This window comes from Quatrionicoccus australiensis (assembly GCF_020510425.1).
GTDB lineage: Bacteria > Pseudomonadota > Gammaproteobacteria > Burkholderiales > Rhodocyclaceae > Azonexus > Azonexus australiensis_A.
This window is the reverse complement of sequence record NZ_JAHBAH010000001.1, coordinates 643373-656303: the sequence shown is the minus strand read 5'-3', so window position 1 is coordinate 656303 and position 12931 is coordinate 643373. Positions and strand designations below refer to the sequence as shown.

The 12931-nt window shown below is 64.5% G+C and carries 16 protein-coding genes; 11 read left to right on the top strand and 5 right to left on the bottom strand.

Features of this window, described 5'->3' with window-relative positions; genetic code table 11:
- The first annotated feature begins 3 nt into the window (after window positions 1–3).
- The 5 genes from KIG99_RS03285 (at window position 4) to KIG99_RS03265 (ending at window position 5594) form a co-directional block, all read left to right on the top strand.
- Complete coding sequence (locus KIG99_RS03285; RefSeq protein WP_226458835.1) at window positions 4–852, top strand: transporter; 849 nt, start codon at window positions 4–6, stop codon at window positions 850–852.
- Between the two features lie 90 nt (window positions 853–942).
- Window positions 943–2382: an aldehyde dehydrogenase family protein gene (locus KIG99_RS03280; RefSeq protein ID WP_226458834.1), complete on the top strand. Its 1440-nt coding sequence runs from the start codon at window positions 943–945 to the stop codon at window positions 2380–2382.
- Between the two features lie 100 nt (window positions 2383–2482).
- Window positions 2483–3460: a helix-turn-helix domain-containing protein gene (locus KIG99_RS03275; RefSeq protein WP_226458833.1), complete on the top strand. Its 978-nt coding sequence runs from the start codon at window positions 2483–2485 to the stop codon at window positions 3458–3460.
- 38 nt (window positions 3461–3498) lie between these two features.
- Window positions 3499–4941 (top strand): HAMP domain-containing sensor histidine kinase, encoded by a 1443-nt coding sequence (locus tag KIG99_RS03270; RefSeq protein ID WP_226458832.1) that lies wholly within the window; start codon window positions 3499–3501, stop codon window positions 4939–4941.
- Window positions 4938–5594: a response regulator gene (locus KIG99_RS03265; protein WP_226458831.1), complete on the top strand. Its 657-nt coding sequence runs from the start codon at window positions 4938–4940 to the stop codon at window positions 5592–5594. The genes KIG99_RS03270 and KIG99_RS03265 overlap by 4 nt, the downstream gene beginning before the upstream one ends.
- A gap of 136 nt (window positions 5595–5730) precedes the next feature.
- Here KIG99_RS03265 and KIG99_RS03260 read toward each other — a convergent pair whose 3' ends face one another.
- The 3 genes from KIG99_RS03260 to KIG99_RS03250 all read right to left on the bottom strand — a co-directional run bounded on the left by KIG99_RS03260 (window position 5731) and on the right by KIG99_RS03250 (window position 7975).
- Window positions 5731–6906 (bottom strand): metallophosphoesterase, encoded by a 1176-nt coding sequence (locus tag KIG99_RS03260; protein WP_226458830.1) that lies wholly within the window; start codon window positions 6904–6906, stop codon window positions 5731–5733.
- Window positions 6907–6981: 75 nt separating this feature from the next.
- Window positions 6982–7362, bottom strand: coding sequence for a DUF3106 domain-containing protein (locus KIG99_RS03255; protein WP_226458829.1), 381 nt, complete (start codon window positions 7360–7362; stop codon window positions 6982–6984).
- Between the two features lie 13 nt (window positions 7363–7375).
- Window positions 7376–7975, bottom strand: a complete 600-nt coding sequence (locus tag KIG99_RS03250; protein ID WP_226458828.1) for an RNA polymerase sigma factor — start codon at window positions 7973–7975, stop codon at window positions 7376–7378.
- Window positions 7976–8219: 244 nt separating this feature from the next.
- Between KIG99_RS03250 and KIG99_RS03245 the strand changes: the two genes are divergently transcribed.
- From KIG99_RS03245 to KIG99_RS03230, 4 genes are all read left to right on the top strand, one after another.
- Window positions 8220–8651, top strand: a complete 432-nt coding sequence (locus tag KIG99_RS03245; RefSeq protein WP_226458827.1) for a GFA family protein — start codon at window positions 8220–8222, stop codon at window positions 8649–8651.
- Window positions 8652–8837: 186 nt separating this feature from the next.
- Complete coding sequence (locus KIG99_RS03240; protein ID WP_226458826.1) at window positions 8838–9395, top strand: YkgJ family cysteine cluster protein; 558 nt, start codon at window positions 8838–8840, stop codon at window positions 9393–9395.
- Window positions 9396–9526: 131 nt separating this feature from the next.
- Complete coding sequence (locus KIG99_RS03235; protein WP_226458825.1) at window positions 9527–10708, top strand: acetylornithine transaminase; 1182 nt, start codon at window positions 9527–9529, stop codon at window positions 10706–10708.
- An 8-nt stretch (window positions 10709–10716) separates the two neighbouring features.
- On the top strand, window positions 10717–11163 hold the full coding sequence (locus KIG99_RS03230) for a PaaI family thioesterase (RefSeq protein ID WP_226458824.1): 447 nt from the start codon (window positions 10717–10719) through the stop codon (window positions 11161–11163).
- 45 nt (window positions 11164–11208) lie between these two features.
- On the opposite strand, the gene rpsD is transcribed toward KIG99_RS03230, so the two are convergent.
- Entirely contained in the window at window positions 11209–11826 is a 618-nt protein-coding gene (gene rpsD / locus KIG99_RS03225) for a 30S ribosomal protein S4 (RefSeq protein ID WP_226458823.1), read from the bottom strand.
- Window positions 11827–11849: 23 nt separating this feature from the next.
- Window positions 11850–12116: a hypothetical protein gene (locus tag KIG99_RS03220; protein ID WP_226458822.1), complete on the bottom strand. Its 267-nt coding sequence runs from the start codon at window positions 12114–12116 to the stop codon at window positions 11850–11852.
- A gap of 378 nt (window positions 12117–12494) precedes the next feature.
- Here KIG99_RS03220 and KIG99_RS03215 point away from each other — a divergent pair, with 378 nt between their 5' ends.
- Both KIG99_RS03215 and KIG99_RS03210 read left to right on the top strand, forming a co-directional pair.
- Window positions 12495–12650, top strand: coding sequence for a hypothetical protein (locus KIG99_RS03215; protein WP_226458821.1), 156 nt, complete (start codon window positions 12495–12497; stop codon window positions 12648–12650).
- A gap of 12 nt (window positions 12651–12662) precedes the next feature.
- Window positions 12663–12926 carry a hypothetical protein gene (locus KIG99_RS03210; protein WP_226458820.1) on the top strand — a complete coding sequence of 88 codons (264 nt, stop codon included), beginning with the start codon at window positions 12663–12665 and terminating at the stop codon, window positions 12924–12926.
- Window positions 12927–12931 lie beyond the last annotated feature (5 nt).

Genomic DNA, 12931 nt, shown 5'->3' with positions numbered 1-12931 from the left:
ACCATGCTCAATAAATTGAAAATTTCCGTTCTTCTCGGCCTCCTGGGTCTTGTCACGATGCCGGCTTTTGCCGCGACGGCGCCGGATCCGGGCGATTACACCGGCTTGCCGGCCGGCACCGACCTCGCCCTGCTCTATTACAACCATGTCACTGCCGACAATCTTTATCAGGGCGGCAAGAAGGTCTCGTCCGACCTTGGCTTGACGGCGGACATCGGTATCGCGCGTTTCGTGCATTTCACCAAGTGGGGCGATTACCTGGTCGATCCGCAGATCGTCGTTCCCTTCGGCAGCCAGAAGGTTGATCTGACCGGCGGCAAGACTTCCGGCCTGGGCGACGTGATTTTCGGCGGCACCTTGTGGACCAAGGCCGATCTGGCCAACGGTGAACACCTCGGTTGGTCGGTTTTTGTCACGGCGCCGACCGGTGACGACAAGAACAAGGGCTTCGCAGTCAGCGACAATCGCTGGAAGGTCGAGCTGGCGGCCGGTTACATCAAGCGGATCGCGCCGAAATGGTCGGTCGACCTGATTCCGCAGGTCGAGTTCTACGACGACGACCGCAAGACCGGCACCAAGCGCGACCCGATGTTCCGCGGCTTCGCCCACTTGCGCTACCACCTGTCGGATGCGGCGCACGTTGCGATTTCCTACCGGCACGCGCTGGGCGCCAAGGAGACCCTGAACGGCACCCAGGTCGCCAAGGCGATGAACGACAACGCGGTGCTGCTGACCGGCGCGATGTTCCTCGACAAGAATTGGCGCGTCCAGCTCCAGGTTGCCCAGGACCTCAATGTCGAAAACGGGCCGAAGACGACGACCCTGGCCGCGCAGCTGTTGTTCGCTTATTAAGCGGGTGGCCGCGGCGCGTCCGACTGGATGCGCCGCGGCCTTGCCGGGCGCGGCTTGGGCTGCGCCGTTTCATTTTCAGGTTGCAGGCAAATGTCAGAACTCCCTCTCTATTCCATGATTATCGACGGCAAGCCGGTGCTTGCCGCGACCACTTTCGACGTCATCAATCCGGCGAGCGGCGCAGCTTTCGCCCGCGTCGCCGCCGGCGATGCGACGCATGTCGATGCCGCCGTCGCCGCGGCCCGCGCCGCCTTTCCAGGCTGGGCCGCGCTGCCCGACGGCGAACGCAGCCGCCTGATCGGTGCCCTGGCCGAAGTGCTGCAGGCCAACATGCCGGAACTCATGCGCCTGGTGACACTCGAGACCGGCAAGCCGCAGGACGGGCTCAACCATGTCGGGGCCGGCATGGAAGTCGGCGGCGCCATCGCGTGGACGCAGGCGACGAGTCAGCTGGCCCTGCCGGTCGAGGTCGTCCAGGACAATGCCGAAGCGCGTGTCGAAGTGCACCGCAAGCCGCTCGGTGTGGTCGGCTCGATCACGCCCTGGAACTGGCCGCTGATGATCGCCATCTGGCACATCATGCCGGCCTTGCGCGCCGGCAACACGGTGGTGCTCAAGCCCTCCGAACTGACGCCGGTGACGACGGCGCGCTTCGTCGAGCTGGCCAACGCCGTCCTGCCGCCGGGCGTGCTCAACCTGGTCACCGGGGCGGCGGGCTCCGCGGTCGGGCCGGCGATGACGACGCATCCCGGCATAGAAAAGATTGTTTTTACCGGGTCGACCGCTACGGGCCGCAAGATCATGGGCAATGCCGCCGCCACCCTGAAACGGCTGACCCTTGAGCTGGGTGGCAACGATGCCGGTATCGTCCTGCCTGACGTCGATGTCAAGGCCGTGGCGCCGAAGCTGTTCGCCGCCGCCTTCCACAACAATGGCCAGACCTGCGCCTGCCTCAAGCGGCTCTATGTGCATGCCGATATGTACGACGAACTGTGCGCCGAGCTGGTCGCCCTGGCCCGCGCGGTCAAGGTCGGCGACGGTTTCGATCCGGCCAGCGAACTCGGCCCGATCCAGAACCGCATGCAGCTCGAGAAGGTAGAAGCCATCGCCGCAGATGCACACCGCGCGGGCGGACAGTTCCTGTGTGGTGGCGAGCGCCTGCCCGGTCCCGGCTATTTCTACGCGCCGACCATCGTCGTCGGTCTGGACGAAGGCAGCCGCCTGGTGGACGAGGAGCCGTTCGGGCCCATCCTGCCGGTGATCAAGTATTCCGATGTCGACGAAGTGATTGTGCGTGCCAACCGGAACTCCAACGGTTTGGGCGGGTCTATCTGGGCGCGCGATCTGGTCCGTGCCGCGGCGCTGGCTTCTCGCCTGGAGTGCGGCACGGTGTGGGTGAACGAGCACGGAGCCGTGCAACCGGATGCGCCGTTCGGCGGTATCAAGCAGTCGGGAATCGGCGTCGAGTTCGGCTTGCACGGCCTGGCGGAATTCACCTCGATCCAGACAATCAAGGTGATGCAGGACTAGATAACGTTCCCTGCGGGAAATGTCGCCCGGCTACGGCCGGGCGATAGTGTGGTTAAAACAAGGATTCAGGCCCATACGCAGGCCTGAGGAGGAGATGATGATGACCGATTCTGCGGGCGTCCGGCTGGTTTCGCGCGAGACTTCGCGCGCTGTCGATTGTTACGCGACGAGCGAGGCCTGGCAGGGTTTCCTCGATACCGCCTTCCCCAATATCCAGGTTGACGACATCGCGTCCCGGGCCTTCCGCGCCAACGTGCTGCGCATGGATGTGAATGACGTGTCGCTGTCCCTGATCTCCACCCAGAAACACAGCGTCGAGCGCACGCTGGGCTGCGTCTCGCGCGGCCATGCCGACTACGCCAAGCTGATGTGGTCGCTCAATGGCGAGTTGCACATCGCGCAGGACCGCCGCCGCGCGACCCTGACGCCGGGCCTGCTCAGCATCTGCGACACGGCGCGCCCGTATCGCATCGAAGTACCGGACAATGCCGAGTTTCTCGTCATGAGCCTGCCCTACGCGAAACTTTCGGGCTGGTTGAAGATGAGCGAGGGGATGACCGGTCGACCCTTGTCCGGGCTCGCTTTTGACGCCTCGCTGGCGTCGCTGATCACTCTCATCCAGAAGGCCGATGTCAGCCAGATCAACGATTGCGAGACGGTGCTCGCGTCGGTCAACGAAATGATCGCCGCCGCCCTGGCGCGTTGCGCGATGGCGCTTTCCGGCACGAAGAGCCGCGATCAGCAGAAATTCGTCACGGCCATGCACCTGATCCGCCAACATGTGCTCGATCACGAGCTGTCGCCCGATTTCCTGGCCAACAAGCTGCACATGTCGAAACGCTCGCTGTACCTGCTCTTCCAGGAAAACCACAGCTCGCCCGCAACCGCGATCAGCGATGCCCGCTTCGAGCGTGTCCTGCAAATGCTGCGCGATCCTTCGCTCGACCAGCAGACCATTTCGCGGGCCGCCATCGATTGCGGTTTCGGTAACCTGCAGGCTTTCAGCAAGGCATTCCGCAAGCGCTACGGCGCGTCGCCGCGCGAATGGAGAAGTCGCAGCAAGTTGGCTGTGCACTGAATCCGGGCTTTCCGCCAATCCGCCTGACCGAGGTAAAGATGCGCTCACGCTATCCGGTGTTTCCTGGCGGTCATTTGCTGGCATGGAGCAAGCAATTGCTGAATGCTGTCCGCCCAGACTCCTGGTTGCAGGCTTGGCAGGCCCGCCCTTTGCCCGAGCGGCTGAGCCTGTTGGTCAGCGGCCTGCTCGTCGTCTTTCTCTTTTGCCTGACCCTCTGCTGGCTTCACCTGAGCCGCTTGAGTATCCATGAGGAAGTGCAGGCGGCCCGGCGCGTTTCGCAGCAATGGCTGCAGGCCATGGTTGTCCGAAGCGCCGGCCAGCCGGCCGCTGAGTTGCTCGGCATTGTCAGGGATGCCGGGCGCATTCGGGCAAATGCCATCACCGTCTATGCGGCGACCGAGGCGGCACCTCGCTATGTTTCGCCGGCCTCGACGTACAAGGCCGGGCGCGACGCGCCCGCCTGGTTTGCCGCCTTGCTCGCGCCGGACATCGCTCCGCTGGCGATCCGGCACGGCGATCTGCGGATCGTGCTTGAAGCGGATTCGTCGCGCGCCATCCTTGATGCCTGGGACGATCTGCTTCTGTTTGGCAGCTGGGCCGGCGGATTATTGATCGTCCTGTTTTTTGCGGTCAGGTTTGCCCTGCGTAGCGCGCTGCGGCCTTTGCATGGATTGCGGCTCGCCTTGCAACAAACCGGCGAGGGCGATTTCGCCGTCCGCTTGCCGGTCTTGGCCGACCCCGAGCTTAAAAAACTGGCGCTGGCCTTCAATCAAATGGCCGACAGCCTGACCGCGGCGGTAAAAATGAATGTTCAGCTCGAATCCGAACGGCAGCGCATTGGCCTGGTCGAGTCGGCCCTGCAGGCCGAGCGTGTGGACATGGCGCGCGAGTTGCACGACGAACTGGCACAGGGGATCACGGCGGTGCGGGCCCTGGCCGCGGCAATCGTGCAGCGGATCAACGAAGATACTGCGGTAAAAATGATGGCAACGCGCATTGTTTCCGTCACCCAGGGCTTGCAGGAGGAAGTCAGGGTCATCTTGCTGCGTTTGCGCTCGGAGCTGCCCGGGAGTTTGCCTGATTCGATTGCCACGTACGTGGAAGCCTGGCAGGACTGTCATGGCGGCGTTGCGATCAAGCTGAATGTGGCGCTGACCGATACGAGCTTTCCCGCACCGGTAGCCCGCGTCTGCCTGCGTCTGGTCAAGGAAGCCCTGACCAATGTGATCCGGCATTCCGCGGCGGATAGTGTCGTTATCTCGCTGACGCTGGTTGGTGGCAGACTCGGCATCAGTGTCGCCGACAATGGCGAGGGAAAAGAAACCGGAATTTCACCGCAGCCGGGCAGCGGCCTCGGCCTGGCCGGCTTGCGCGAGCGGGTGGCGCTACTCGGCGGTGAAATCGATTTCGGGAAACGCCAGCCCGGCGGCTGGCTGGTGCGCGCCTGGTTGCCTCTGTCTGTCCGGAGCGGCACGGCATGAACCCGGACCTGCACGAACTTCGCATCCTGCTTGCCGACGACCACGAGGTGGTGCGTTTCGGCTACCGCATGCTGCTCGAAGGTGCCGGGGCGAGCGTGGTTGCCGAGGCGGGGTGCGGCGAGAGCGCCGTTCGGATGTTTCTGGCGGCGCAGCCAAGTCTGGTGCTGATGGACGTTTCGATGCCGGGCGGTGGCGGTCTGCTGGCGCTGGAGCGGATTGTCGCGCGCGAACCTGCTGCCCGCGTGATCATGGTGTCGGCGCATGTCGATCACGTGATTCCCGTTCGCTCGCTCAAACTGGGCGCGCGCGGCTATCTCTGCAAACAGGCGTCACCCGATCAATTGCTGGCGGCAGTGAGCCGTGTCGCGAACGGGCAGCGTTACCTGGACCCGGCGCTGGCCGAGCGAATCGCGTTTGCTCAGGTATCGGGTAGTGCCGATCCGCTGGCCGTCCTGACGCCCCGCGAATTCGCCGTGTTCATGCGCCTGGCGCAAGGACTGTCGGTCAGCGAGATTGCGCACGAGCAGCAGCTCGGCGCGTCAACGGTGGGGACGCATCTGTATCACATCAAACAGAAACTCAATGTGCAGAACCAGGCCGAATTGACCTTGCTGGCCATGCGTAACGGCCTGCTTGAAGGTGTTGTTGCGTGAGACTTTGTCCCCGGCCGGGGGCGGTCAAACCGATGCCGGAAGATTGGCTCCTCCGCGGGAAAAGGGGAAGTTCAGGATTCCGGCGAACGGGGATTGAGGTCCTGCCAATGACTGTCGAAAGACCGGGAACGCTCTCTCAGGCTGCAACCAGCCGCAGCACGCTGATTTCCGAAGGCGCCCCGAAGCGCTTGGGCGGTCCCCAGTAGCCGGTGCCGCGGCTGGTATAGATGCTCAGCCGGCCGAGCCGGTGCAGGCCGGCGGTGAAGGGTTGCTGCATGGGCACGAAGTGATTCCACGGCCAGAACTGGCCGCCGTGCGTGTGGCCGGAGAGCTGCAGGTCGAAGCCGGCGGCTGCGGCGGCGCTGGCCGAGCGCGGCTGATGGGCGAGCAGGATGCGCGGCAGGCCGGGCGGGCTGCCGGCGAGTGCGGCGACCGGGTCGCTGGCCTGGCTTGCATCGAAGGCGGCGGCCGAATAATCGCTGACCCCGGCGAGAACGAAGCGGGCACCACGGTGCTCGATGACGACGTGGCGGTTGTCGAGGACTTGCAGGCCGACGCGCGCGAATTCGCGCAGCCACGCCCTGGCGCCGGAATAAAACTCGTGGTTGCCGCTCACCACGTAGCTGCCATGCCGGCTGCGCAACTGGCCGAGCGGCGCGGTATCGGCGCGCAGCTGCTCGACGCTGCCATCGACTACGTCGCCGGTGATGACGACCAGGTCGGCATCGAGCTGATTGACGCGGTCGACGATGGCCTGGACGTATTTTCGCTTGATCGTCGGCCCGACGTGGATGTCGCTGAGCTGGACGATGGTGAATCCGGCCAATGCCTCGGGAAGGCCGCGCAGCGGGATATCGATGCGGACGACGCGCGCCAGTCGGCGCGCATTGACGTAGCCGACCAGCGTGAACAGGCCGGCCAGGGCAAGCACGCCGATCGCCGTCGGTGCGGCCAGCGCCGGCGCGTCGGCAAAGAGTCGGGCAAGGTCGCGCAATACGGTCAACACCAGCACCGAGGAAAAAAGCCCCATCGCCAGACCGCCCAGCCAACTGAGTCGGTCGGCCAGCGCCTGGCGCTCGACGACGAAACGGGCGAACAAACCGAGCGGGACCAGACCGGTGGAGATTGCCAGCCCGGCAATGGCCAGCGTCAGGCCGGCACCGCCGAGATCGAGCGGTGGCAGAAGGCGCCAGCCGATGTAGGCATGCAGGCCGCCGATCAGGGGCAGAAAGCGCCAGAAGGCGCGGCGCAGGCGGCCGGGCAGGGCGGGGTGATCACTTGTCGCTGATGGCAGGGTGGGGCTGTCGGGCATGGGGTCGATTTTGGTTCTTGGGTTTTTTCGCGAGTGCACCGCCCGGCGGATGACGGGCGGTGCATGCCGGCTGGATCAGGCCTTGCCGGCGGGTTTGTCGTCGGCGGGCGCGGCTTCTTCGCTCTTGTCCGAAGAACAGCAATGGCTCCAGCGGCTACGGAAGCGGCCCTTGAGTTGCGCCCGTTCTTCCGGCGTCATTTTTTCCCAGCGCTCGCGGCGTTCGCGCCAATGGCCGTGGCCACCGCAGCGCAAACCGCCGAACAGGATGCGGCTCAGTGCCAGCACGCCGAGCGCCTGCCAGTAGCCGATCGGCGAGACGCCGAGAAACAGGTCGGGCAGCAGGCAGTTCCATAACTGCATGACGACCCAGGTGACGGCAGCGATGCCGGCGACGGCCATCAGGCCGATCTTGAGGCAGCGTGAGACGCAGCCGGATTTTTCAGTAGAGCAGTGCATGGTGATTCCTCGTTCAGGGTTGTTCGTCGTAAAGGGGGCGCAGACGTTCGCGCAGGTGCAGGACGGCCTGCCGCTTCCAGCCGAGCAGGGTGTTGATGGAGGTGCCGCTTGCTGCGGCCATTTCCTTGAAACTCAGCCCATCGAGTTCATGGGCGATGAATACCTCGCGCTGTCCGGCCGGCAGTTCGTCGAGCCCGGCCGCAATCGCGTCCAGCCACAGGCGCCGCAAATGCGCTGCCTCGGGGCCGCCGTCGCTGGTCGGCAGGGCGTTCTCCAGCCAATGTTCGCTGTCGTCGTCGGTATCCGCCATGCCGGCTGCCGGCAAACGCTCCTCGCGCTGCTTGCGAAAGCGGTCGATGATGCGATTGCGTGCCACCCGGAACAGCCAGGCACCGACCTGTTCGATCGGCTCCGGCAAGCGCCAGGCCTCGACCAGTTCGAAAAAGACATCCTGCAGGATGTCTTCCGCCTCGCCCGGATCGGGCACGCGCTGCCGGATGAAGCTGCCCAGTCGGCCGCTTTCGCGGGCGACGGTTTCGGTCAGGCGGCGGTTCTGCTCGGCCATCAGGCGGCTCTTCTCGTAAGGTGGCGGCAGGGAAAGCGATGTGTCCATGCCTGGGTAGACGAATGCCGGGCGCCGATATTGTGGCGCGGCGAAAATATAATTGTGGTGCAGCAGTATGCCGCCGCTGGGTTGCATTGACCTGAGCATCGACGGCACTATAAAGTCGGCTCATGACTCAAATACCCGGACACCAGCCATGCGCCAGATTGCCGCGCGTTCACGCCGAAAAACGACAAGGCGGAAAAATGATCCGTATGCCGGCAATCAGCCTGCGTAACCGGGCGGGGGAGCGATGCTGATTGCCGGCAGTTGCCACTGCAAGAATATCTCGTTCACGCTGCACTGTGAGCCTGCGCCCCAAGCCATTCCCGTGCGGGTCTGCGACTGCTCGTTCTGCACCCGGCACGGCGCTGCCTGGACGGCGTTGCCCGGCAGTGTGCTCAAGGTTCATGTGCAGGAACCTGCCCGCCTGTCGAAATATGCATTCGCGACAAAAACTGCCGAGTTTCATGTGTGTACCCGGTGTGGTGTCGTCCCGCTGGCGATCAGCCGGATCGAAGGGCATGCCTATGCCGTGGTCAATGCCAATACCTTTGACGGCATCGATGCATCCCTTTTGCAGAGCGCACCGGCAGATTTTTCGGCGGAGAGCAAGGAGGAGCGCCTTGTTCGCCGGAAGAGGAGCTGGATTTCCCGAGTCGAATACAGCGAAGGTGCCAACTAGTCCGCCTGTGGGCACTGTCCATTAACCCCTTGTGCGCCAGGAAAACGGCCTGCTGGCCGTATACTGTGCGCCGGTCGGGGTTGATCCTGTGCCGCTGCCGAGCCAGCCGCTCCATGTCGACCAATTGATAGCCTTTAGCCGTGATCCGCACTCCCCAAACCTCCCTGTCTTTCAGCCTGTCCCGCAATGACTAGCCGCGACTCCCGCCGTTCTCTCGCCAGCGAGCTTGCTGCCGCCGCCGATGCCTACCAGGTGGCTGACGTGATTCCGCATTGCAGCGTCTGCGCCAGGCCCTGTTGTCGTCTTGATGCGCTCGTCCTTGAACTGGAGTGGAAGCAGATCAAGACCTTCTGGAAGCTTGGCGAGTCGCGCAATGCATTCGACAAGCGGCTTGCCACGGGCGGCGGTCCGGAGGAAATCCGGGCCGGCAACGGGCTGTATTACGTGCATAGCAAACCCTGTCCTGCCTACGATCTGACCGGACATGCCTGCACGATTTACGGCCAGGACATCAAGCCGGAGGGATGTTCGGACTTCCCGGTGTACGAGGACATGGGCAGCGTTACCGCCGATTTGCGCTGCGAAGCGGTCAATCTCGACGCGCTCGTCGCCCGCCTGGCCCGCGCGGTCGGGCCAGAGTTCCGCATCGTTCAGTCTGCCGATGCCGAGTTTCCTTTCCTGGTTACGCTGGCGGCCAAAAAGACAGTCAAGAAGGCGCCGGGCCGGCGTCCGCCGCGGGCCTGATCGCGCCGCCCCGGCGCGGCATAAACCGGACCGGCCGCATGCCGTCCGGTATTTTTGGTGCGGCGCAGCATGGCGTAATTCGGTAACATTACGCCCTTACCATTCACGTCCCCCGCTACGGAAAACCGACGATGCAATACCAATCTGCCAATACCGATTCGCTGATGTACATCACCAACCGCCCGGAGCTCGTTTTCGAGCGCGGCGAAGGTTCCTGGCTGTATGACCACACCGGCAAGGCCTATCTCGATTTCATCCAGGGCTGGGCGGTCAATTGCCTCGGCCACTGCCCGCCGGAAATCGCTACGGCGCTGAGCAGCCAGGCCGCGCAGCTGATCAATCCGAGCCCGGCTTTCTACAACGGCCCGATGGTCAAGCTGGCCAGCCTGCTCACCGAGAATTCCTGCTTCGACCGCGTCTTCTTCGCCAATACCGGCGCCGAGGCCAACGAAGGCGCCATCAAGCTGGCGCGCAAGTGGGGCCGGCTGAACAAGGGCGGCGCGCACGAGATCATCACCTTCGACCATTCCTTCCACGGGCGCACGCTGGCGACCATGTCGGCCTCCGGCAAGGCCGGCTGGGACACGCTCTACGCGCCGCAGGTGCCGGGCTTCCACAAGGCGGCCTACAACGACATCGCAGCGGTCGACGCCCTGATCGGGCCGAAAACCGTCGCCGTCATGCTCGAACCGGTGCAGGGCGAGGGCGGCGTCATTCCGGCCGAGGTCGAATTCCTCAAGGCGCTGCGCGCCCTGACCGAAGCGCGCGGCGTGCTGCTCATCGTCGATGAAGTGCAGACCGGCATGGGCCGCACCGGCAAGCTGTTTGCCTACGAACACGCCGGCATCACGCCGGACATCATGACGCTGGGCAAGGGCATCGGCGGCGGCGTGCCGCTCGCCGCGCTGCTCGCCCGCGAAGCGATCTGCTGTTTCGAACCGGGTGACCAGGGCGGTACCTACAATGGCAACCCGCTGATGACGGCGGTCGGCCTGGCCGTCACCAAGGCGCTGCTGGCGCCGGGCTTCCTCGCCGGTGTCGAGGCGCGCGGCCAGTACCTGTCGCAGAAACTGCTCGAACTCAGCGCCCGCCACGGCCTCAAGGGCGAGCGCGGCTCCGGTCTGTTGCGCGCTCTGGTGCTTGCCGACGAGCGCGGTCCTGACATCGTCAAGCGCGGCCTGGAACGGGCGCCGCAGGGCCTGCTGCTCAATTCGCCGCGGCCGAACCTGCTGCGTTTCATGCCGGCGCTCAACGTTAGCGAAGGCGAAATCGACCAGATGATCGCTATCCTCGACGACCTGCTCAAGGGCTGAGGCCAGTCGTGACCGATCATCCCGAACGTCTGCTTGTCCGGCGCGCGATCGACGGCGCATTGTGCGATCTGGCGGTCGACAGCAATCCGCTGGCCATTTCGCTCGGCATGCGCATTGTCTCGGCCAGCGACGGGCGGGTGCGTCTCGGTTTCACGGTCGGCGCGGCTTTCACCCAGGGCAATGGCGTCGTGCAGGGCGGCATCGTTGCCGCGCTGCTCGACTTTGCGATGATCTTCGCCGCCTTCTCGCAAACCCCGCCCGGCACGACGCTGGCCACGGTCAGCCAGACCAGCAATTACTTCCGTCCGGCGCCGGCCGGCGAACTGTTCGCCGAAGCCGAGCTGGAGAAGGTCGGGCGCAGCATGGTCAATGCACGTGCCAGCCTGTTCGGCCCGGATGACAGCCTGCTCGCCAGCGCCACGGCGCCGCTGGCGGTGATCGCCAGGCGGACTTAGTCCGCCGGCGACGCACACGGAAAGGCGACCGCAGGGTCGCCTTTTTTACAGGCGGGTCGCGTAATACTCGACGATGCGCTGCAGGTCGAGCGGGAAGGGCGCCGAATCGCCATCCGGCAGGTGACTGAGGTGTGCCGTCTGGGTGGCGGCGTCGTAGGCGATCCATTCCGGGCGTTCGAGGGCCGGCGCTTCGAGCGTGGCGCGCACGAGATCGATTTTCCGGCCGGCCTCGCTGGGCCCGAAACTGTCGCCGATGCGCAGGCGGATCGACGGAATCGTGACGCGCCTGCCGTTCAGCTCGAATTTGCCGTGGCTGACCAGTTGGCGCGCGGCCGGGATGGTCGGCGCGAAGCCGGCGCGGAAGACGAGATTGTCGAGGCGGCGTTCGAGCAGTTCGACCAGCTTGTTGCCGGTGGCGCCCTTGTCCCTCTTGGCATCGACGACGACACGGCGCAACTGGCGCTCGGTGAGGCCGTAGTTGTAGCGCAGCTTCTGCTTTTCCATCAATTGCAGGCCGAACTCGGACTTGCGGCTGCTTTGTTTGCGGGCGCCATGCTGGCCGGGCGGCTGCGGGCGGTCCTGCATCGATTTGCGGGACAGGCCGGGCAGGTCGACGCCGAGGGCGCGCAGGACTTTCAGGCGGGGGCCGGTGTAACGGGACATTGCGTGTTCTTTCCAGTGAACGGTTAGTGGAGAAGCTGACCGGGTACGGTCAACGGGAAAAATTCGCTCGAAATCGAGGCGGGCTGACAGTCGACCGCCTGCCAGCCGGCCAGGATTTGTTCCAGGGTGCTGCGCAGACGCGGATCGATGCCGTCGGCGCCCGCCGCTGCGGCGAGATGGGCGCACAGGGCATCGGTCTTGTTGCAGGTGGTGCCGCGCAGGGCGCTGGCCGAAAGCAGGGCGACGATCGCCGCCAGGCGAAGCGCGAGCGGCATCGGTTCGATATCCATGAAGAGTGCACTTGAGTTGCGGAGGGATGCGAGCGGATGCCGGCTCCGGTCTTGCCGGTACGAACAATCCGCTGCCGCATGCAGCCCCCTGGTGACAGGGAAATCCGGCTGGCTGGGGGCGATTGCGGCGCGCTGGCTGGCTAGGCGTTTTTCGCCATTTGCTGGCGAATGAGAATTATTGTTATTTAAGTTTGGGCAAAATGCAAGCCCGGAGTGCCTGCCAATTTGCCGGGCAAGTTGTCGAGCAACTTACTAACCAAATAACAACGGTTCTCATTTGCTTGACAATGCCAATGTTTTTGATAAGAATGATTCTCAACAAGCCAGCCAAGCCTGCGTGCTAGCCAGCCAATCCGGCAATCCTCTCGTGGAGGCAGCATGCACATCATTTTCTTGCAGTCCGACGGCCAGGCCGCCAGCCGTCGGCCATCCCCGGCCGCCCCGAGTGGGCGGGCGCTGATCCGGCCGGACAGTCTCTATTTCAGCATTGCGATCGCGGCCGGCTTTCTCTGGCTCGCGTTGAGCTGTTTTTGAGCGGGGGCGAACATGCCGAGCAATAACTTCTGGGCCGGCGTCGTGAGTCAGTTGCTGATTCACCAGGAAACCGGCTGCCCGCATTCGACCCGGCACGCCATTCGCCTGCTCGAGCAACTCAGCGAATTCGACGATCTCGACGCCGACGTGCGCGGCCTCTGCGAGCGGGCCAGCCGGCGTCTCGAAAACAGCCTGGCGCCTGCTCCCGCGGCCGTCAATGCGGCGCTCCGAGGCGGCCCGGGCGTCGCGTCCGGGCCGCTGCCCAGCCATTCCTGATTACT

Bases quoted from the DNA above. Each gene is read 5' to 3' on its own strand.
- KIG99_RS03245 (WP_226458827.1), top strand. From the start codon at position 8,220: ATGCTGATTGCCGGCAGTTGCCACTGCAAGAATATCTCGTTCACGCTG.
- KIG99_RS03265 (WP_226458831.1), top strand. From the start codon at position 4,938: ATGAACCCGGACCTGCACGAACTTCGCATCCTGCTTGCCGACGACCAC.
- KIG99_RS03275 (WP_226458833.1), top strand. From the start codon at position 2,483: ATGACCGATTCTGCGGGCGTCCGGCTGGTTTCGCGCGAGACTTCGCGC.
- KIG99_RS03280 (WP_226458834.1), top strand. From the start codon at position 943: ATGTCAGAACTCCCTCTCTATTCCATGATTATCGACGGCAAGCCGGTG.
- KIG99_RS03220 (WP_226458822.1), bottom strand. From the start codon at position 12,116: ATGGATATCGAACCGATGCCGCTCGCGCTTCGCCTGGCGGCGATCGTC.
- KIG99_RS03260 (WP_226458830.1), bottom strand. From the start codon at position 6,906: ATGCCCGACAGCCCCACCCTGCCATCAGCGACAAGTGATCACCCCGCC.
- KIG99_RS03270 (WP_226458832.1), top strand. From the start codon at position 3,499: ATGCGCTCACGCTATCCGGTGTTTCCTGGCGGTCATTTGCTGGCATGG.
- KIG99_RS03250 (WP_226458828.1), bottom strand. From the start codon at position 7,975: ATGGACACATCGCTTTCCCTGCCGCCACCTTACGAGAAGAGCCGCCTG.
- KIG99_RS03235 (WP_226458825.1), top strand. From the start codon at position 9,527: ATGCAATACCAATCTGCCAATACCGATTCGCTGATGTACATCACCAAC.
- KIG99_RS03255 (WP_226458829.1), bottom strand. From the start codon at position 7,362: ATGCACTGCTCTACTGAAAAATCCGGCTGCGTCTCACGCTGCCTCAAG.
- KIG99_RS03285 (WP_226458835.1), top strand. From the start codon at position 4: ATGCTCAATAAATTGAAAATTTCCGTTCTTCTCGGCCTCCTGGGTCTT.
- rpsD (WP_226458823.1), bottom strand. From the start codon at position 11,826: ATGTCCCGTTACACCGGCCCCCGCCTGAAAGTCCTGCGCGCCCTCGGC.
- KIG99_RS03240 (WP_226458826.1), top strand. From the start codon at position 8,838: ATGACTAGCCGCGACTCCCGCCGTTCTCTCGCCAGCGAGCTTGCTGCC.
- KIG99_RS03210 (WP_226458820.1), top strand. From the start codon at position 12,663: ATGCCGAGCAATAACTTCTGGGCCGGCGTCGTGAGTCAGTTGCTGATT.
- KIG99_RS03215 (WP_226458821.1), top strand. From the start codon at position 12,495: ATGCACATCATTTTCTTGCAGTCCGACGGCCAGGCCGCCAGCCGTCGG.